The sequence below is a fragment of the Serratia sp. BIGb0234 genome (assembly GCF_024809915.1).
GTDB classification, from domain to species: Bacteria; Pseudomonadota; Gammaproteobacteria; order Enterobacterales; family Enterobacteriaceae; genus Serratia; species Serratia liquefaciens.
On the sequence record NZ_JANUEI010000010.1, the window covers coordinates 135,904 to 155,035 of the forward strand.

At 55.8% G+C, this 19,132-nt stretch carries 15 protein-coding genes and 1 other RNA gene; 5 read left to right on the forward strand and 11 right to left on the reverse strand.

Annotated features, from left to right (window positions below):
* The 4 genes from bcsB to bcsR are packed head-to-tail and all read right to left on the reverse strand — an operon-like array spanning position 1 to position 5,892.
* Complete coding sequence (gene bcsB / locus M2407_RS24380) at positions 1–2,304, reverse strand: cellulose biosynthesis cyclic di-GMP-binding regulatory protein BcsB (protein WP_176984508.1); 2,304 nt, start codon at positions 2,302–2,304, stop codon at positions 1–3.
* A 55-nt stretch (positions 2,305–2,359) separates the two neighbouring features.
* Positions 2,360–4,963 (reverse strand): UDP-forming cellulose synthase catalytic subunit, encoded by a 2,604-nt coding sequence (gene bcsA / locus M2407_RS24385; protein WP_020824737.1) that lies wholly within the window; start codon positions 4,961–4,963, stop codon positions 2,360–2,362.
* Positions 4,960–5,697 carry a cellulose biosynthesis protein BcsQ gene (gene bcsQ / locus M2407_RS24390; RefSeq protein WP_259220084.1) on the reverse strand — a complete coding sequence of 246 codons (738 nt, stop codon included), beginning with the start codon at positions 5,695–5,697 and terminating at the stop codon, positions 4,960–4,962. The genes bcsA and bcsQ overlap by 4 nt, the downstream gene beginning before the upstream one ends.
* Before the next feature lie 3 nt (positions 5,698–5,700).
* Positions 5,701–5,892 carry a cellulose biosynthesis protein BcsR gene (gene bcsR / locus M2407_RS24395; RefSeq protein WP_046374762.1) on the reverse strand — a complete coding sequence of 64 codons (192 nt, stop codon included), beginning with the start codon at positions 5,890–5,892 and terminating at the stop codon, positions 5,701–5,703.
* Positions 5,893–6,093: 201 nt separating this feature from the next.
* Here bcsR and bcsE point away from each other — a divergent pair, with 201 nt between their 5' ends.
* From bcsE to bcsG, 3 genes are read left to right on the forward strand one after another with little or no spacing between them, the layout of a single operon-like run.
* Positions 6,094–7,662, forward strand: coding sequence for a cellulose biosynthesis protein BcsE (gene bcsE / locus M2407_RS24400; protein ID WP_259220087.1), 1,569 nt, complete (start codon positions 6,094–6,096; stop codon positions 7,660–7,662).
* Positions 7,649–7,852, forward strand: coding sequence for a cellulose biosynthesis protein BcsF (bcsF, locus tag M2407_RS24405; RefSeq protein ID WP_020824733.1), 204 nt, complete (start codon positions 7,649–7,651; stop codon positions 7,850–7,852). The genes bcsE and bcsF overlap by 14 nt, the downstream gene beginning before the upstream one ends.
* On the forward strand, positions 7,849–9,501 hold the full coding sequence (gene bcsG, locus M2407_RS24410) for a cellulose biosynthesis protein BcsG (protein ID WP_128864819.1): 1,653 nt from the start codon (positions 7,849–7,851) through the stop codon (positions 9,499–9,501). The genes bcsF and bcsG overlap by 4 nt, the downstream gene beginning before the upstream one ends.
* A 484-nt stretch (positions 9,502–9,985) precedes the next feature.
* On the opposite strand, the gene dppF is transcribed toward bcsG, so the two are convergent.
* The 6 genes from dppF to M2407_RS24440 form a co-directional block, all read right to left on the reverse strand.
* Positions 9,986–10,975: a dipeptide ABC transporter ATP-binding subunit DppF gene (gene dppF, locus M2407_RS24415; protein ID WP_020824731.1), complete on the reverse strand. Its 990-nt coding sequence runs from the start codon at positions 10,973–10,975 to the stop codon at positions 9,986–9,988.
* Positions 10,972–11,952 (reverse strand): dipeptide ABC transporter ATP-binding protein, encoded by a 981-nt coding sequence (dppD, locus tag M2407_RS24420; protein ID WP_020824730.1) that lies wholly within the window; start codon positions 11,950–11,952, stop codon positions 10,972–10,974. Before dppD ends, dppF begins: the two co-directional genes overlap by 4 nt.
* A gap of 15 nt (positions 11,953–11,967) precedes the next feature.
* On the reverse strand, positions 11,968–12,870 hold the full coding sequence (gene dppC, locus M2407_RS24425; RefSeq protein WP_041414095.1) for a dipeptide ABC transporter permease DppC: 903 nt from the start codon (positions 12,868–12,870) through the stop codon (positions 11,968–11,970).
* 11 nt (positions 12,871–12,881) lie between these two features.
* Positions 12,882–13,901 (reverse strand): dipeptide ABC transporter permease DppB, encoded by a 1,020-nt coding sequence (gene dppB / locus M2407_RS24430; RefSeq protein ID WP_020824728.1) that lies wholly within the window; start codon positions 13,899–13,901, stop codon positions 12,882–12,884.
* Between the two features lie 170 nt (positions 13,902–14,071).
* A complete protein-coding gene (gene dppA / locus M2407_RS24435) occupies positions 14,072–15,679 on the reverse strand; it encodes a dipeptide ABC transporter periplasmic-binding protein DppA (RefSeq protein ID WP_122080540.1) in 1,608 nt (535 codons plus the stop codon).
* Positions 15,680–16,280: 601 nt separating this feature from the next.
* On the reverse strand, positions 16,281–17,972 hold the full coding sequence (locus tag M2407_RS24440) for a glycosyl hydrolase family 18 protein (protein WP_259220090.1): 1,692 nt from the start codon (positions 17,970–17,972) through the stop codon (positions 16,281–16,283).
* A 375-nt stretch (positions 17,973–18,347) separates the two neighbouring features.
* Between M2407_RS24440 and M2407_RS24445 the strand changes: the two genes are divergently transcribed.
* Together M2407_RS24445 and M2407_RS24450 are read left to right on the forward strand one after the other, a co-directional pair.
* A complete protein-coding gene (locus M2407_RS24445; RefSeq protein WP_232807814.1) occupies positions 18,348–18,644 on the forward strand; it encodes a DUF6516 family protein in 297 nt (98 codons plus the stop codon).
* Entirely contained in the window at positions 18,641–18,988 is a 348-nt protein-coding gene (locus M2407_RS24450) for a glycosyl transferase family 1 (protein WP_046374767.1), read from the forward strand. Before M2407_RS24445 ends, M2407_RS24450 begins: the two co-directional genes overlap by 4 nt.
* A 53-nt stretch (positions 18,989–19,041) precedes the next feature.
* On the opposite strand, the gene M2407_RS24455 is transcribed toward M2407_RS24450, so the two are convergent.
* Positions 19,042–19,132, reverse strand: a non-coding RNA gene (locus M2407_RS24455) — RtT sRNA; the annotation flags it as partial.

Below are 19,132 nucleotides of genomic sequence, written 5' to 3' on the forward strand. Positions count from 1 at the left end.
TCAGTCCCGGTCTTCAGGTGACAGGCGACGGCGGCTGAAGGCCTTCAGGCCACGCCATAACATCAGCGCCAGCACCACCACGACCACCACGGCGATCACCGCCAGCCACACCGGATGGGTCGACAGCGCGTGCCAGATACGCTCCCACCATGGCAGATGGCCAACATAATAAACGTCGCCCACTCGCAGACTGTTCACGCCTGATTCACGGATCACCGCAACCGAGCCAAACACCGCGGCACGCTTGCCGCTGTCCAGCTGCGCCGTGTTCAACAGGTCGTAACCCCGCGCGCTGTCCGCCAGCAATGCCACAATGCTGCGCTGAGCGTTAAACGGCGACTGCACGCCGATAATTGCAGCCATCGCCCCTTCAGAACTGATGGTGGTTTTGCTGTCCGGCTTGGTGTCTTCTGCCAGCACGTCCATGGTCGGCAGCGGCAACTGCCGCGTCGGTTGTTTGACCCAGCTCTGGGTGGCGTCCACCAGCAGGCTGATCTTTTTATCGTCCTTCAGCTCCGGGGGAATAGTGCCGATCATCAAAATATCGGCATCCCGATCCTTGGCCTGCGACCAGTCGTCACTCAGCGTCATCGCCAACGCCGGGTAACCGGTTTGCGCGCCAATGATGCCCATCGCGTTCAGCAAAGCGCTGACCTGCGCCGGTTGCGGCTGCTTGTTCACCAACACCAGCGTTTGCGACAAATCGGCCAGGCGGCTGAAAGGGAAACCGGCATTGGCAAAGGCCCGCAGGTCCGGCATCGCCATAAAGTGACGGTAACCGGAGAAATCAATGGTCGATGCGCCGTCGATCACCGCATGGTTAGCGGTGAAGGAATAGGTTTCGCAACGCCCTTCCGCGCCGCTGGCCAACAGCGTGGTGTAGTCAAAGTCGAAACGCAGTTGGTTGGTCGCCCCCAGACGCAGCGCCGGAATATTGACGTTCTTGTCCGAATCGATCAGCCCCTGGGTCAGTGGCAAGCGCAGCAACTGAGTACCCTGCTCATGCTCCGGCACCAGCGAGTAAGCCTGCACGAACTGGTTGTTCAGGCTGACGCTCAGCCGTGAACCGTCCTGAATGCGCGGGGCGGTATAGCGGTATTTCAAGTGCATATCGATGCCGGTACTGCGGATCAGGAACAGGTCCGGCGGCAAATTCATGGTCAACGAAATGGGGCCCGGCTCGATACCGCTGGTTTGCAATTGCTCAGCGTACTGCTGCAGCTCGGCGAAGGTCATCGGCCGATCGGTGCGCACCCAGTTAGGCGCATCATAGGGCTGACGCGGAGCCAGCTGTTCGACCTTGTCCACCGTGACGTTTTGGCCACGGAACAGAATATTGCCCTGCGCGATACCTTTCACCGCGGTGATCAAATCGTTGTCATCGCGCCCCTGCACCAGCAGCAGTTTGATGTACGGGTTATCCGGATGGCTTATCATCTCCACCGTCGGCCCGTTGACCGCCGGATAATCCCGCAGGAAATCCGGACGCTGCTTGTTGGTGGCGAAGACGATGGCGTGCTGTTCCGGCAGCTTGTTGTATAGCGTCGGGAACGACTGACCGCGCCACTGTGCTTTGCTGCCGAACCACGAAGCCAAAATGCCTGCCGCGCGCTGCTGAGTGATATCCGGCTGGCCGGCAAACACCATCGGCAAGATCAGTGGGCGGTTGTCGCGGCTGTCGAAAAACGGCTCCGGGAAATGCGACAGTTCGTTCTTCACCGGCAAGGTCTGGAAGCGCAGGTTCAACGAGCTGGATTTACTGACTTCCAACCACAAGGTCGTGCTGGCCGGGTTTTCGCAAATGTTTTGGTAATGGCCAACGAACACCAGCCGTACGCGGTTAAAATCGGTGATATAGCGAGGATCTATCGCCATTTGGATGCGATTTGGTTTACCGAGCTGCTCTTTGGCAAGGGTCGTCACCCCCATCAACTCATCATTAAGGTACACCTTGACGTGCGATTCCACCGGGATCAGCGACGGTGACGGCGTAAACTCCAGATCAAGCATCGCCTGCGACACCACCTCATCGCTGCGCACGCCGAATTCAACCTGGCCATCCGGCCGGGTACCGCGCAGGGTAAAGGTCCCCGGCGGCGGAGCAATAGTGGCGAACGGCAACTGCACATCACGAACCGGCGCATTCGGATCCACCGGCGCGGCCGATCCCATAGGGGTGGTGACCGACGCATCGGCGGGTATCGTCACCGGCGGCTGTCCGGTCGGCGCGGTGGCGGTTTCAGCCTGAGACAGGGTGCTGATGCCTAAGGCCAGGGCGGTAAACCAGGTTATTTTTCTCGTCATCGTATCATCATCAATGTTATAGCCTGGGGGCCAGGCGAGTGAGCGGGCGGTTTGCCTATACCACTGTCTCTTTTTGGCTGAAGGCCGGGGCTCTGCCAACGCCGTGTGGGATAAATGACACTCCCCACGCAATCAGCGTCGTGAACCCGACCAGCAGGCGGCGCACCATCGGCGGTGCATAATCCGCCATACGTACGTAACCCCGGAAGCCCAGCGCCAGAACGTCGCGCAGGCTTTCGATCGGTTTATCTTCAGGGAACCCGTCCTGCCACAACGCCCAGGTATCGGCGCGGGCAAAGGTGCACTGAATAAAATCAATGTGTTCGCGGGTGGTCATGGAAACCATACGGATCCCCACCTTGCTGCCGAAGGCTCGGGTCACCACACACGGAAAGCTGTATTCCTGCTGCCCGCGTTTGAGCAGCAGCGACACCTTGTCGCCATCTTTCAGCGCATCCGCTACGCGCATCTCAATGCCCACCCCTCCATCGGAATAATCGCGCAGCGTACAAGGGAACAGATGGCCGTCGGCACGAGCGATTGCGGCCGGCATCGCGATCTCTACCCGGTGCGCCTGACGCACCTGTTTGGCCTCTACCGCTACCGCCACCGCCCCACCGAGAATGGTCATGTTGTACAGCACCCACACCAGGCTGATGATCACCGTCATGACTTCATCGGCCGGGCCGTAACCCAGCCGCCAAACGCCGAAGAACAGCCCGGCCAGATTCAGGATCACCAGGAACATATAGGGCCGGGTGATCACCCAGTCGACGTGCTCTTCTTCCACCAACCCGCCTTTGGCGGTGACGTTGAATTTGCCCTTGTGCGGATTGAACAGCGCCACCGTCGTTGGCCGGGCGATATACCAGGCCAATACCGTTTCGTAGATCTCACTCCAGAAAGAGTGCCGGTATTTCCCCTGAATACGCGAGTTGGTCAGACTGGCGTGGATCATATGCGGCAACACATACAGCGCGATCGCCAGCGCCGGGGCGAAAATGATGTAGGCATGCAGCAACAGAAAGGCCAAGGGTGCGGTCAGGAAGATCAACCGTGGAATACCGGACAAGAAGTGCAGCATGGCGTTGGCATAACATAACCGCTGCGCCAACTTCAGCCCCTTGCCTAACAGCGGGTTATCCAGCCGGAAGATTTGCACCATGCCGCGTGCCCAGCGAATACGCTGGCCAATGTGCGCCGACAGGCTCTCGGTCGCCAGCCCGGCGGCCTGGGGGATACGGATATACGCTGAGGTGTGTCCACGGCGATGCAAACGCAATGAGGTATGGGCATCTTCGGTGACGGTTTCCACCGCGATACCGCCGATTTCATCCAGCGCACTGCGACGCAGAATGGCGCAGGAGCCGCAGAAGAAGGTCGCGTCCCACATGTCGTTGCCGTCCTGCACCAGGCCATAGAACAGCGTTCCTTCGTTCGGCGTCTGACGAAAACGCCCCAGGTTGCGCTCAAAAGGATCCGGCGAGAAGAAGTGATGCGGGGTCTGCAGCATCGCCAGCTTTTTGTCTTTGAAGAACCAACCCATGGTCAGTTGCAGGAACGAGCGCGTGGGTACGTGGTCACAGTCAAAAATCGCGACAAACTCGCCGGTGGCCTGTTTCAGCGCGTTGTTGATGTTACCGGCCTTGGCATGCTCATGAGTCGGCCGGGCGATATACTTAACCCCCACCTCTTCGGCGAACGCTTTGAATTCTGGCCGGTTACCGTCATCGAGGATGTAAATACTGACCTTCTCTTTCGGCCAGTCGATGCCCAGCGCGGCGTAGATGGTCGGCTTCACCACCCCCAGATCTTCGTTGTAGGTCGGCACCAGCAAATCGATCGTTGGCCAGGTTGCGCTGTCGGCAGGCATCGGCACCGGCTGGCGATTCAGAGGCCAGACGGTCTGGAAATACCCCAACACCAGCACCACCCAGGCATAGGTTTCCGCTATCAGCAGCAGCAGGCCGCAGGTCAGGCTGAGCGGATCGTCCCAGTTCAAGGTGGCGGTATAGCGCCACCACAGGTAGCGGCAGGAAACGGTCAGCGACAGCACGATCAGCATCAGTCCCGGCAGACGGCCCGGTACCCGGCGCACCACCATGGCAATGGCCCACAGCAGCACCACAAACACAAACTGCGCCGGCAGATCGAACGGTTGAGAAATACAGAGTATGGCGAGGATTGCCGCCAATACGCCGACAATAATAAACAGCAGACGGCGCATGCGCTGGCTCATCCGGCCAAGGCGCTCAACCGAACGCTGCTCCAGCCCGGCATTTTCCAGCCGCTGTGGCAGGGTTTGCAGCCACTGGGCGTAGCGCAATTGCAACCGCCGCCAGCCGGCGAAACGATGATGGGTTACAGGTGCACGATCGGTGCGGAACACCAGCAGCCACAACCCTTGCACCAGATAGCGCAGCGCGTCCGCCGGCCGCGGACGGCTGGAGGATAGATGGGGGAACCAATAGCTGCGCGCAGCCCGCAACCGTTGCCAGCCGGGGGATTCGAAACGCAGGAAAATCCAGCCCAGTGCCACCAGCAGCGTGGTGAAAAAGGCGGTAAACGCCGACGAACCATGCCGTCGGTAGGTACGGTAACGCGTCTGCACCGCCTGATGGACCGGCGGCACCAGCAGCAGGTTCATCACCCGGCTCATGTCGGCGTCCCCTTCAGGTTAATCAGACACCAGTTAGCCAGCGTCAGCACTTCATCCGCAGCCAGGCTTTCCGGCCGATATTCCCCCAAAGGCTGTTTCACCGCCAGGGCTTCGGCCATCGCCTCATCGCGGTGGATAACCACCGGCAACAATCCCCCCAGCGTTTGCAGCCACAGTTGGTGTAAATCCTGCTGGAGTCGGCTGGCGGCGAAATAGTGGTTAATCAGGAAACGGCAGCCTGCCGGAAGCGCTTGCTGATGCAGCCGCACCTGGCAGTTTGCGTCCGGAGCAATCAGGGTAAAGACGCAATCTGCCACCGCCAGCGCCGGCTGAGCCAGTGCTTCATCATCCGCCGGCAGATCCAACAGGATCCAGTTGTACTGCGCCGCGGCGTTTAGCTGCGCCAGATTGTCCTGCCAGCGGGCGGGCTGCTGCAGACAAGATTGCTGTACATTCACCCGTTCCGCCAGGGTGAGCTGGCCAAAGGGGAGAAAGTCGAGGTTTTCACAATAGCACATCGCGCCCTGTTGCCAATCGCCGCCGTCCTGCTCGGCCCGGGCCCAACCCCGTGCCAGCTCGAATGGCATATTAAAATGCAGACGCAGCAGGTTATCCGGCGCAAAATCAATCGCCAATACCGACTCGCCCAGTTGCTGTAATGCCCACGCGAGCGCCGCGGTGACCGACGTCGCCCCCATCCCGCCTCGCAACCCCTGCAGAGCAATCACTGGCATAAACTAACGGCTCCCCGTGGTCTGCGCTAATTCGGCCAGCAGCGGCCAGTTGGCCATCATTTGCGTTAACCGCTCCTGACGTGCGATATCGACATAGCTTAATTTTGGCAGCGAAAATGCCTGACTAAGCGCCAGCAAATCGTCCTGAGTTTCCGATGGCACCACTGCGTGAAAGCGCGTTAATTGATCATTCATTCTGCCGCCTCAAAAAAATAGGCTAATGTTAATTACTATAGCAACGCTAAAAAAAAGACATGGCCAATAAGATGATTCTCAACAAATATTAGTACATGGCTGGTTTTAATTTTTTTATTATTGTTCCCAATGACAGGATGGCCGAATAGCTATACTCAGTTGGCCGCGACGACACTTTCAACGAAAGTAGAAAAATATCCTATGGCGCAATCTTTCTCATTAGGTGTTCGGCAGATTTGGGAAGAACTGTCTGTCATGCAAGCCCCGGGGCTGTATTGGGTGAATGTCGACCGTCAAACCGATGCCAACCTGCTCTGCCAGCAAACCTTGGCTGCTCAGGCTGCAACCAGCCAGGTCGCGTTGATATGCAGCGGAGAAAAACCTGACGGGTTGCTGGCGGAACTTGTCTCCCCCGCATTGAAAAAAATCCCGCTGTACCAGCTACCCGAGAAAAAAGCGGCGCTGATGCACTTTAGCGACGACCTGATGCGCGCCCTAAAACCGCAAAATCGCCTATTGATTCTGTTGGCCCATGCCAGCTTATGGCAGACCTTCACCCGCGAAGAGTTGGGTGACTGGACCCGCGCCACCGGCGCCTGGCTGCGCCGACAAGGCTGCACGCTGCTGATCCTCAGCCACGGCGGCGGCGTAAATAAACTCAAAGGGCAACTCAGCACTCAACACCGCATCCTTAATGGGCTGGCCAGCCTGCAGTGGCAGCAGGACAGCGCACAGTATCTGGTTAACTGGTGGAGCACCGAAAACGGCATCAACGCCAACCAATTGCTGACGCTGTATGCCGGCGAACACGGCTGGCAGGGTGACGACGACAGCAATAAACCTTCTCCGACCTCCATCCGCAGCGATGAAGGGCGCTACCTGGCCCAGCAGAGCATTCTTGAAGGCGCGCCGCCGCTATCGGCCAACTGGCAACTGCTGCAAACCAATGCGCAACTGGCGCAGCACGGCATGTTGACGCTTTCGGCTACGTTGATCTTCGCCCTGTACCAAAGTGATGAAATTGATGCGCTGGCACATCAAATCCACAGCCTGCGCCGTCAGCGCGGCAACGGACTGAAAATCGTGGTACGCGAGATGAGCGCCAGCCTGCGTTACAGTGACGAACGCTTGCTGTTGGCCTGCGGCGCCAATCTGATTGTGCCGCACGTAGCACCGTTATCGCGCTTTTTGACCATGCTTGAGGGTATCCAGGGGCAACGCTTCTCGCGCCACGTTCCGGCAGATATTGATGCCCTGCTGGCCGGGCTGCGCCCGCTGCAACTGAAAGGTTATATGCGGCCGGACGATTTTAGTCAGGCGGTGATTTCGCTGATGGGCAACACGCTGCTGCCGGAAGACGGTAAAGGTGTGATGGTAGCGCTGCGCCCGGTGCCCGGGTTGCGCGCCGAACAGGCGATGACCCTGTGTTTTCTACGGCGCTTCGGCGACGTAATGACCGTGGTGCAAGGCCGACTGGTCCTGTTTCTCTCCACCTGCCGGATTAACGATTTGGATACCGCTCTGAAGTTTATTTTTCGTCTGCCGGTAGATGAAGCCTTCAGTAACCGGGTGGTGTGGCACCAGGACGTAGATATTATTTCTGAAATTAAACGGCTGGCGCACAACGCCAATATTCCGTTGCCTGCAGCGACCGCACAGGCCACACCGCGCCAGGCCGCCGCCGAGGCAGACCGCCCGCAGGAGCGCCGTCAACCGGTGGCTTTCACGCTGACTACCGGTGCGCAGGAGAATAAGCATGTTGAATCTTAACGACATTGTGCAACTGATTATTCTGTGCGCCATTATTTTCATCCCGCTGGGTTATGCCTTTCATCGGCGTTTCCCGCACTGGCGTCAGTACTGGCAAAACCTGTTGTTATCACCGCGCTATTTAAAATCCATCGGATTATGGGTGCGCGAAGGTTCTTCATCTCAGATTAAGCGTAAGAAACAGCCATGAAGCCAACAAACAACCCGCAATCCGACAACTCCCTGTGGCGCTACTGGCGTGGGCTGGGTGGCTGGAACTACTACTTCCTGGCCAAATTTGCCCTGCTGTGGTTCGGTTACCTGAACTTCCACGCCTTGCCCAACCTGGTGTTCATGGCATTTCTGTTGATGCCGATACCGGCGATGCGTCTGCACCGCTGGCGTCATTACGTGGCGATCCCGATTGGGATTGCATTGTTCTATCACGACACCTGGTTGCCCGGCATCAACAGCATCATGAGCCAGGGCTCGCAATTGACCGGCTTTAGCGCCCAGTATCTGCTGGAGCTGATAAATCGCTTTATCAATTGGCAGATGATCGGCGCGGCCTTCGTGATGCTGATTGCCTACCTGTTCCTGGCCCAATGGGTACGGGTTACCGTATTCACCGTTGCCGCACTGGTGTGGTTGAACCTGGTCAACATTGCCGGGCCGGCCGTCTCCCTGTTACCGGCCAGTACCAACGCTTCTACCAGTAGCACCCCGGCAACGACGCCGCCGGCTGCCGGGGGCGACAGCGCACCGGCGGACAGTGCGCCACCAACCAGCGCCAACCTGACGGCCTATCTGAATCAGTTCTACGACAAGGAAAAAACCCGCGCAACCGCCTTCCCGGCCAGCCTGCCTGCCGATGCTCAGCCGTTTGACCTGCTGGTGATCAATATCTGTTCGTTGGCCTGGGCCGACATGGACGCGGTAAAACTGGAAAACCATCCGCTGTGGTCGAAGATGGACATTATGTTCGACAACTTCAATTCGGCCACCGCCTACAGCGGCCCGGCGGCAATCAGGTTGTTACGCGCCAGCTGTGGTCAGCCTTCGCATCACGATTTGTATCAGCCGGTCAATCAGCAATGCTATCTGTTTGATAATCTTGCCAAGCTGGGCTTCAAAGAGCAGCTGATGCTGGATCACTCCGGCGTGTTCGGCAACTTCCTGAAAGAGCTGCGCGAACAGGGTGATATGCAGGCACCGCTGATGTCTCAGGCCGGGATCGGCAATGAGCTGGCCTCGTTCGATGGCGAACCGATATACAACGATTTGGAACTGCTCACCCGCTGGCTGGATCAGCAGCAGAAAGCCGGTGATGCCCGCAGCGCCACCTTCTTCAATATCATTCCACTGCATGACGGTAACCGTTTCGTCGGTTCGAACAAGAGCGCGGACTATCAACCCCGGGCGCAGAAATTGTTCGACCAGTTGAACACCTTCCTGGATCAATTGGAGAAGTCTGGCCGCAAGGTGATGGTGGTGATCGTGCCGGAACACGGCGCGGCACTGGTGGGAGACAAAATGCAGATGTCCGGCCTGCGCGATATCCCAAGCCCGAACATTACCCATACGCCGGTAGGTATCAAACTGGTTGGTATGAAAGCGCCGCATCAGGGCAGCCCGCTGCAGGTCAAAACGCCAAGCAGCTACCTGGCGCTTTCCGAGCTGGTTTCTCGTTTGGTAGACGGCAAGGCCTTCACCGCACCGAGCGTAGACTGGCAGGCGCTGACGCAGAACCTGCCGCAGACGGCGGTCATTTCCGAGAATGACAACGCCATCGTGATGCAATACCAGGGCAAGCCTTACATCCGGCTAAACGGCGGCGATTGGGTACCTTATCCCCAGTAATTGCATTACCTGATGACTCAGGGGCACGCCTTCGGGCGTGCTTAGTCTGATGACAAACACCCGAAAAACGTGGTTTTCGGATGTTTGGGGTAAATCAGAAAACATAATCCTTTGTTTTTATTAGTCGCTAAATCAGAACTTTTAATTGCAAAGGACTTTATCAGCCATCTGGGCACGCCTTCAGGCGTGCTTTTTTTTGCAGCCATCAAGCTGCGGCGGAACCTTAATCCTTAACATTGGCTTTGGGCATTCCATTCCAATCGGCGTAATAATCCGGATAGAAAAAGCCAAGAGATTAATTATCAGTGGTTTGCGAAGATTCCTAATTCAGCTTATTTCGTCAGGATTTCGCTAAGAAAAATAAGCGCCATTAATACAAATAAAAGATCCACTCAATAAACTAATTAATACGATCATAATTAAAAGCAAAAAAAATGCCGGCGTAAAAACCGGCATTTTTAGTTAATTGTCATGGATAACAAAGTTATGCCGCAGAATTTTCATCCTGATCGACCGCAAAGCAGGCCACCATCTGCTCGCCGTATTGCTTTAACTGGGGTTGCAATTGGGTACAAGGCCCGAAAGCACGGCGGCAGCGAGCATTGAATGCACAACCTGGCGGCGGGTTCATCGGGCTGGGCAGTTCGCCGGTCAGCTTGATGCGCTCGCGACGCATATCCGGATTCAGGCGCGGTGTCGCGGACAGCAACGCCTGGGTATACGGATGACGCGGGTTGTTGAAGATGGCGTCTTTACTGCCCTTCTCCACGCAGCGGCCGAGATACATCACCATCACTTCGTCGGCAATGTGCTCCACCACCGACAAATCATGGGAGATAAACACGTAAGACAGCCCCAGATCCTGCTGCAAATCCATCATCAGGTTCAACACCTGCGCCCGCACGGACACGTCCAGCGCGGAAACGGGCTCATCGGCAATCACCACGTCCGGGTTAAGCATCAACCCGCGTGCAATAGCGATACGCTGCCGCTGCCCGCCGGAGAACATATGGGGATAACGATCGTAATGCTCGGTTTTCAGTCCGACCTTGGCCATCATCTCCAGCGCTTTCTCACGACGTTCTGCGCTGCTTAACGCGGTATTGATCTGCAACGGCTCCTCAAGGATCTGCCCGACCTTCTTGCGTGGGTTGAGCGATCCATAAGGATTCTGGAACACGATCTGGATCTTCTGGCGTCGCAGCTTCTCGGCCGTGACATCCGGCTTCAGCAAATCCTGCCCCTGATAGTACAGCTCACCGCCGGTCGGAACTTCAATCATCGTCAGCAGGCGACCCAGCGTCGATTTACCGCAGCCGGATTCGCCCACCACCGCCAGCGTTTTGCCACGCTCAAGCGTAAAGGAAACGCCATCCAGCGCTTTGACCAGCCGCTCCGGGGCAAATAGCCCCTTCTTGACCGGGTAGTGTTTCTTCAGGTCAATCGCCTGCAATAAGGGTTGGTTCTGGCTCATACGGTCGGCCTCCCCGCATCATCCAGCGGTGTGTGACATTTAACCTGACGGCCGGGAATGCTGCGCAGTTCCGGCTCTTCAGTACGGCAACGCTCATTGGCGTACGGGCAGCGTGGATTGAGCAAACAGCCGCTTGGGCGGTCATATTTGCCCGGTACCACGCCAGGCAGCGAAGCCAGGCGCGCTTTATCGGCGGCGAATTCCGGCAACGCGCGCAGCAGCGCCTGAGTATAAGGGTGACGCGGTGCGCGGAAGATTTCCGATGCCTTACCGGACTCCACCACCTGCCCGGCATACATCACGATGATGTGATGCGCCGCCTCGGACACCAGCGCCAGATCGTGAGTGATCAGCAACAGGGCCATATTTTCACGCTGCTGCAATTCCAGCAGCAGTTCGATGATTTGCGCCTGAATGGTCACGTCGAGCGCGGTGGTCGGTTCATCGGCAATCAGCAGCTTTGGTCGGCAGGCGATCGCCATGGCGATCATCACGCGCTGGCTCATCCCACCCGAAAGCTGGTGCGGATACACGTCGAGACGCGAAGCCGGGTCGGGGATACCTACCTGGGTCAGCAAATCAACAGCCCGTTGCCGACGAGTGCGGCGGTTGCCGCCCTGATGCACCTTCAACGCTTCCATGATCTGGAAGCCGACGGTGTAGCACGGGTTAAGGCTGGTCATCGGATCCTGGAAAATCATCGCCACTTCCGAGCCCACCAGTTGGCGACGCTCTTTTTCGGAAATTTTGCGCAGATCCTGGCCGTTAAACTCCAGTTTTTCGGCCATCACCTTACCGGGGAAGTCGATCAGCCCCATAATCGCCAGCGAGCTGACGGACTTGCCGGAGCCGGATTCGCCGACAATGCCCACCACCTGGCCCTGCTCCACGCTGTAACTGATGCGGTCTACCGCGCGGAAGGGAGTGCCTTCGTCACCGAAGTGCACCGAAAGCTTGTCTACATTTAATAACGCCATCTCTCTCGTCCTCTGTTACTGCTTGAGTTTGGGGTCGAGAGCGTCACGCAAGCCGTCCCCCATCAGGTTAAATGCAAGCACCGTCAGCAGAATCGCCACGCCGGGGAAGGTCACGACCCACCAGGCGCTTTGAGCGAACTGCAGTACGTCGGAGAGCATGGTGCCCCACTCCGGCGTTGGCGGTTGCGCACCCATGCCCAGGAAGCCGAGAGCGGCCATATCCAGAATGGCGTTCGAGAAGCCAAGAGAGGCCTGGACGATCAGCGGCGCCAGGCAGTTTGGCAAGATGTTGATAAACATTTGGCGCAGCGCACCGGCGCCCGCCACGCGTGAAGCGGTGACGTAGTCGCGGTTCACTTCCACCAAGACCGCCGCGCGCGTAAGTCGCACGTAGTGCGGCAAGGCGACGAAGGTTAACGCCAGCGAAGCGTTGACGATGGAGGGGCCGAAGATAGCCACCAGCACCAATGCTAACAGCAGGCTCGGCAACGCCAACATGATGTCGACGATACGCATGATGATTGCATCTACCACGCCGCCGAAATAGCCGGCCAGCAGGCCCAGCACCACGCCCATGATCAGCGAAAGCACCACCACCAGACAGCCGACCAACAGCGACAGCCGCGCGCCGTACATCAGGCGCGACAGTACATCACGGCCCACATCGTCAGTACCGAGGATATATTGCCAGCTGCCGCCTTCCTGCCAGACCGGCGGTTTGAGCAGCGCGTCGCGGAACTGATCCGCCGGCGCATGCGGTGCCAGCACCCCGGCACCGATGGCGATAACGAACATCACAATGATATAGACCAGGCCGACAACGGCCCCTTTATTGCGCTTGAAATAGTGCCAGAACTCCTGAAACGGGGTCATGGGCTTCGGCGCACCTTTAACTACAGACTCAGTGACTTGAGACATTAGAGCGCCCCTTATTTCTTGTGGCGAATACGCGGGTTGACCACGCCGTAGAGCACGTCTACCAGCAGGTTAACCAGAATAATCATACAGGCGACCAGCAATACGCCGCCCTGAACAACCGGATAGTCGCGACGCTGCAACGCATCCATCAGCCAGCGCCCCAGGCCCGGCCAGGAGAAGATGGTTTCGGTCAGGATGGCACCGGCCAGCATGGTGCCGACCTGCAGGCCAATCACCGTTACCACCGGCAGCAAGGCATTGCGCAAAGCATGCACCACGATCACCCGCATGCGGCTCACGCCTTTGGCGCGCGCGGTACGGATGTAATCTTCGCCCAACACTTCCAGCATTGAGGAGCGCGTCATACGCACGATCACCGCCAGCGGAATGGTGCCGAGTACGATAGCTGGCAGGATCATATGCATCACGGCATCAGCGAAGTCGCCCGGTTCGCCCCAAATCAGGGTATCAATCAGCATAAAGCCGGTTAACGGCAAGGTATCGTCGAGGAACACCGTGTCGCTGACCCGCCCCGATACCGGCGTCAGGTTTAGCTGCACCGAGACCAGCATGATCAGCATCATGCCCCACCAGAAAATCGGCATCGAGTAGCCGGTCAGCGAGATGCCCACCGCGGTGTGATCGAATATTGAGCCTCGCCTGACTGCCGCCAGCACCCCGACCGGGATACCCACCAGCACGGCAAAAATCATCGCGCAGAACCCTAATTCCAGCGTGGCCTTGAAGCGTGGAACAAACTCATCCCAAACGGAGATGCGGCTTTTGAGGGACGTACCCAAATCACCCTGCAACACGTTGGATACGTAAGAGAAATATTGTTGATAGAGCGGTTTATCCAGCCCCATTTCCGCCATCAACTGCGCATGGCGTTCTGCGGAGATCCCGCGTTCCCCGGCCATGATGGTCACCGGGTCACCGGGGATCATATGGACGAATGCAAAAGTCAGCAAAGTTATGCCGATAAACGTTGGGATAACTAACCCCAAACGTCGGAGTATGAACTGCAACATATCCCGAACTCTCTGTATAAAGTGCCCGGCAGCTCATCGTCCGCCAGGCTTATTAAAGCTCACACACTTTGAACAATCCTGATGCCATACGCCGGAGACTGGTCAGCAGAAGCGCAACCTGTTGCGCCCCTGCCAAGTCCATTCGTGTGTCGCCGGCTTAACGGCCAGAATTAATCTAGAGAGACATTCTCAAAGTGATGCTTACCAAGCGGATCCACAACATAGCCCTTCACTTCTTTACGCACTGGCTCGTAAACGGTGGAGTGGGCGACAATCAGTGCCGGAGCCTGATCGTGCATCACTACCTGAGCCTGTTTGTACAGTTCGATGCGTTTGTCGTGGTTCGATTCAGCGCGTGCCGGTTGGATCAGATCTTCAAACGGCTTGTAGCACCAACGAGAGTAGTTGGAACCATCTTTCGCCGCCGCACAGCTAAACAGCGTGGCGAAGAAGTTGTCCGGATCCCCGTTGTCGCCGGTCCAGCCCATCATCACCGTCTGATGCTCGCCCGCTTTGGCGCGCTTGAGGTACTCACCCCACTCATAGGTCACGATTTTGGCTTTCACGCCGATTTTCGCCCAGTCAGACTGGATCATTTCCGCCATGCGGCGCGCGTTCGGGTTGTACGGACGCTGTACCGGCATAGCCCACAGATCGATGGCGAAGCCGTCTGCCATGCCCGCTTCTTTCAGCAGCTCTTTGGCCTTGACCGGATCGTAGGTGTAATCCTTCACCGCGTCGTTATAGCCCCACATGGTTGGCGGGATCAGGTTTTTAGCCGCCTGGCCTGCGCCCTGGTACACCGCGTCGATGATCGCCTGCTTGTTGACCGCCAGGGTCAACGCCTGACGCACCTTCAGGTTATCCAGCGGTTTTTTCTCAACGTTGAACGACAGGTAGCCAACGTTCAGCCCCGGTTGTTCCATCAGGTTGATGGTTTTGTCCTGCTTCATGCGGGCGATGTCAGCCGGGTTCGGGAACGGCATCACCTGACATTCGTTTTTCTGCAGCTTGGCGTAACGCACTGAAGCGTCTGGCGTGATAGAGAACACTAAACGGTCGATCTTCGGCTTGGTGCCCCAGAAACCGTCGAATGCCTTATAAAGGATTTTGGAGTCTTTCTGGTATTGCAGCAGTTGGAACGGACCGGTACCGATGGGGTTCAGGTCAACTTTTTCCGGAGTACCGGCTTTCATCATCGCGTCGGCGTATTCGGCAGACAGAATGGATGCGAAGTCCATACCCAGGTCAGCCACAAACGGGGCTTCCGGACGGTTCAGCACGAAACGTACGGTGGAATCGTCCACCTTCTCGATTTTGGCGATCAGTTTCGGCATGTCCATGCCTTCAAAGTACTCATAGCTGCCGCCGGAGACTTTGTGATAGGCATTATTCGCGTCCAACTGGCGTTCGAAGGAGAACACCACGTCGTCGGCGTTGAAGTCACGGGTCGGTTTGAAATCTTTGCTGCTCTGCCACTTCACGCCTTTACGCAGGTGGAAGGTGTAGACTTTGCCGTCTTCGCTAACGTCCCATTTTTCAGCCAGGCCCGGCTGCAGTTCGGTGGTGCCGATTTTGAATTCGACCAGACGGTTGTAAATCGGCACCGAGCTGGCGTCATAAGTGGTACCCGAGGTAAACAACTGCGGGTTGAACCCTTCCGGGGAACCTTCAGAACAGTAAACCAGAGTCTTGGCTTGCACGCTGGCCGCAACGGTCAACGCAATCAGCCCAATACCGAATTTCAGAATCCCTGTTTTTCCCAAGGAACTTGTCATCGCTAGTGCTCCATTATGTGATGTGATGTGTGTTTTACCGCCAGAGCCTGTATTTTTTATTGCGCGGCCTGTGCAGTGTGCCCGAAGGCTGGGAGGGATAATTGCGCGAGAGAGCCGGGTGGAACGCGTCCCGGTGGGGGCGTCTGAGCGCGTGGAATTCACTCAAACAACTCTCGCTCTTACCCCTGAGGCTACCAAATTGCCAACTGTTTGGGGTGTCGTCAATATAACCAGTAGGGATTTACACAGACTGTGAGAAACAGCAAACAAACATAAAAAAAACCTTTTTTTAACAGTTGCAGCATTAAAAATTATGCTACACGGTCATTTTTAGTTCGATAGCCTGCACTGAAGAAAGTTACTGGTGTTTAACTCCGATAAAAAACTAAAAAAGTTTGTTGCTGAATGATGAATATCTGAACGGTTATTTTTGTGATCTGCGTTAAATACAGGATGAAATGCTGATCCCCTACCCGAAAGAGTGAGGCACTGAAGCCCTTTTTGATCGAGACGACACCACAATCTATGCGCCGTTAAAAAACTTTCGTCTGTAAAAAGCCGGGGGCGAAAAGATATCCCCCGGCAACGTACTACAACCGATTTAAGGCGTACCGACGCTGTTGCCCAGGCTGCTGTTCATGTTATTCAGAATTTCGCCGTTATCGGCGTCAATTTCCCATGAGAACAACCCGCCCAGCTGCTTATCCAGCACATATTTGCCCTTCGCCTGCACCGAGCGCGCATCGTCGAAGGTGATCAGATCGCCAGTGGAAGGTTTGAAGACATAGGGTGCTTCAGCGGTAGCATCGTAGCTGTACTGCCATTCGCCGCTCATAAACTCATTGGCGATCTGGCGGTAATCCACGATGCCATTTTCCCAGGTACCTTTCACCGGGCCAGTGGCGGTGCCGGTAAACGGAATGTTGTTCTGGTAACCGTTCACCCCGGTCCAACCGCGACCGTACATGGCGGTGCCCACCACGATTTTGCCCGGCTTCACGCCCTGCGTCAGCAGTGCATTAACGCCATTCACCGTGGTATACGCCGTATCCGGTTTCCAGGCCGGCGCTTTCAGCGCAGTCTGGTGGCCCAGATTTTTCAGATCGAATGCCCCATAGAAGTCGTAACTCATCAGGAAAATGTGATCCATCGAGTTTTGTGCGGTGTTGTAATCCACCTTATCGATTTTATCCTTGCCGGCGCTGATCGCAGAGGTCAGTTCATACTTACGGCCCGTTTCCGCCGAAAGCTGATCCAGCATGGCGCGCAGCTCTTTCATCAGTTGCACATAGGTTGCCCCATCCTGCGTACTGCCCAGTTTCGGGTTAGCACCCTGCCCGCCCGGGAATTCCCAGTCGATATCTACGCCATCAAAGAACTTCCAGGTTTGCAGGAACTCCTTCACCGAGCCGACGAAGCGATCGCGCTTCACCTTATCGCCCATAAAGAAGAACGGATCGGACAACGTCCAGCCACCGATCGACGGCAGGATTTTCAGGTCCGGGCGCGCCTGTTTCAACGCCATCAGCTGACCGAAGTTGCCTTTGTAGGGGTCGTCCCAGGCGGTCACGCCCTTCTGACCTTTCTGCAGCGCAGCGAACGGATCGTGGATCGATACCTTAAAGTCTTCACGCCCCTGACAGGAACGCTGTAACGCCTGGAAGCTGCCTTCGATCTCTTTCAGGCTGTCGTTGATGCCGTCACCGCCACAGATAGGAATAAAGCCGTACAGCAGGTGCGTCAGGTTCTGAGCCGGAAGTTTATCGACGGTGAATTTACGGCCGTAAACGCCCCATTCAACGAAATAAGAGCCGACCACTTTGCCGGAGTCTTGTTTATAAGGCTTATTCTTTTCCAACAAAGGTTCTTTTAAAGGTGCCAAATGGCTACCGTCGGTATCTGCCACCACAATTTCGGTTGCATCGCTGGCGGTACAACCGTCGGCGTTGCATAACGCCACCTGCATTTGATAACGGCCGCCTTTATTCACCTTAAAGTTTGCGGTTCCCGAACCACCGGTTGAGGCACCACTCCAAACTTCTTTGCCATTTAATAATACTTTTGCCGTGGTACCGGTATCGCCATTCCATAAATTCCATGAAACAGAAACGTCGGCGGCATTTTTTACTTTCACCAGATTATTATAAGCCGTCGCCGCTTGATCAACTTCGACAATGGCGAATTTGGTATTGCCCCAGGCCAACGTAGGTTTGCCCGGTGCAGCGGCCTGCGCCGCAGAGCACAGCGTGCTGCCGATCAGCAACGCCAACAGCGGTTTATTAAATTTGCGCATAACTGATTCCTTTATTCCGAGAGGATAAACATAAAATAATTAATCATGGCCACCCATTGTCGGAACAAAATAATCCCGCAATAATCCTGGCCGATTAAAGTCAATAAATAAGCATTCATCTTTCCACGCAACGGAAATCTATCATTCCCATTTCGTGTATTCAGACTATAGATAAAATAATCATTAAAACAAGATGGCTATCAAGCGGGTTTTATTGAGCAGCGATGAATTTATTTAATAATGAATCACTGCTGCCAATAGGAATAAGGAGTGTGAATTAATTTCTGGGCAAGGATCAATATTTGTCATGTCACACAGTGTTGTCATCATTGACAACACTTAAAACATGCTGTTATTTTAAACAATATGAAGGAGATGGAAGTGCCTTCTCAACTGATCTATCAGGACAGGATCCCACTGACAAACACCGAATTTATACAATTGGTTATTTGGCATGTCGAGCCACCTGTTCACGGCAGCACTCATCACTATAAGTACCGGTTTGCCTATGTGAAAGAGGGTATTTGCCGTTTGCGTTATGACAACGAGGCAGGTAAAGGCGATCACAAACATGTGGGCAACACTGAGCAGCCTATTGTTTTTACCCATCTCATCGAGCTGAAACGCAGTTTCTTCAGTGAAGTTGCTCAACTAAGAGGAGAAAGAGAATGAACAGAGTCACCATCCGTGTTGCTTCTCTTGATGAGCTTCAATGCAACATGGAAGAAGCCCTACAGGGCAATAAACAGCAACAGGGAAGCTATATCACTTTTTTAGATTGGGAGAGCCTGTGGAAAACCCTGTCGCCCAAGAAAATGCAAATCCTGCACACCATGACCGGCGGTGGTGAACTTTCTATCCGGGAAGTGGCACGCCGCGTCAAAAGGGATGTGAAAGCGGTGCATACCGATCTTCAGGCACTGCTGAGGTGCGGCATTGTTGATAAAAGCGAACAGGGGATTATTTTTCCCTATGACGAAATCCATTTTGACTTCGTGGTCGGAAAAGCAGCCTGAAGGGCAAATAACAGGCGAAAAAAAACCTGCTTATAAAGCAGGCTTTTCGAATGTGGTCGGCGAGAGAGGATTACGCGCATCTTTGATGCTTGCCCTGCGGGCCGTTGCTAAAGCAACGTGGTCTCGCTGCGCTCGGCTCAAACC

What these genes read in the sequence shown, in the direction of transcription:
- bcsB (WP_176984508.1), bottom strand. Translation starts at nt 2,304, where the DNA reads ATGACGAGAAAAATAACCTGGTTTACCGCCCTGGCCTTAGGCATCAGC.
- bcsA (WP_020824737.1), bottom strand. Translation starts at nt 4,963, where the DNA reads ATGAGCCGGGTGATGAACCTGCTGCTGGTGCCGCCGGTCCATCAGGCG.
- bcsQ (WP_259220084.1), bottom strand. Translation starts at nt 5,697, where the DNA reads ATGCCAGTGATTGCTCTGCAGGGGTTGCGAGGCGGGATGGGGGCGACG.
- bcsR (WP_046374762.1), bottom strand. Translation starts at nt 5,892, where the DNA reads ATGAATGATCAATTAACGCGCTTTCACGCAGTGGTGCCATCGGAAACT.
- bcsE (WP_259220087.1), top strand. Translation starts at nt 6,094, where the DNA reads ATGGCGCAATCTTTCTCATTAGGTGTTCGGCAGATTTGGGAAGAACTG.
- bcsF (WP_020824733.1), top strand. Translation starts at nt 7,649, where the DNA reads ATGTTGAATCTTAACGACATTGTGCAACTGATTATTCTGTGCGCCATT.
- bcsG (WP_128864819.1), top strand. Translation starts at nt 7,849, where the DNA reads ATGAAGCCAACAAACAACCCGCAATCCGACAACTCCCTGTGGCGCTAC.
- dppF (WP_020824731.1), bottom strand. Translation starts at nt 10,975, where the DNA reads ATGAGCCAGAACCAACCCTTATTGCAGGCGATTGACCTGAAGAAACAC.
- dppD (WP_020824730.1), bottom strand. Translation starts at nt 11,952, where the DNA reads ATGGCGTTATTAAATGTAGACAAGCTTTCGGTGCACTTCGGTGACGAA.
- dppC (WP_041414095.1), bottom strand. Translation starts at nt 12,870, where the DNA reads ATGTCTCAAGTCACTGAGTCTGTAGTTAAAGGTGCGCCGAAGCCCATG.
- dppB (WP_020824728.1), bottom strand. Translation starts at nt 13,901, where the DNA reads ATGTTGCAGTTCATACTCCGACGTTTGGGGTTAGTTATCCCAACGTTT.
- dppA (WP_122080540.1), bottom strand. Translation starts at nt 15,679, where the DNA reads ATGACAAGTTCCTTGGGAAAAACAGGGATTCTGAAATTCGGTATTGGG.
- M2407_RS24440 (WP_259220090.1), bottom strand. Translation starts at nt 17,972, where the DNA reads ATGCGCAAATTTAATAAACCGCTGTTGGCGTTGCTGATCGGCAGCACG.
- M2407_RS24445 (WP_232807814.1), top strand. Translation starts at nt 18,348, where the DNA reads ATGGAAGTGCCTTCTCAACTGATCTATCAGGACAGGATCCCACTGACA.
- M2407_RS24450 (WP_046374767.1), top strand. Translation starts at nt 18,641, where the DNA reads ATGAACAGAGTCACCATCCGTGTTGCTTCTCTTGATGAGCTTCAATGC.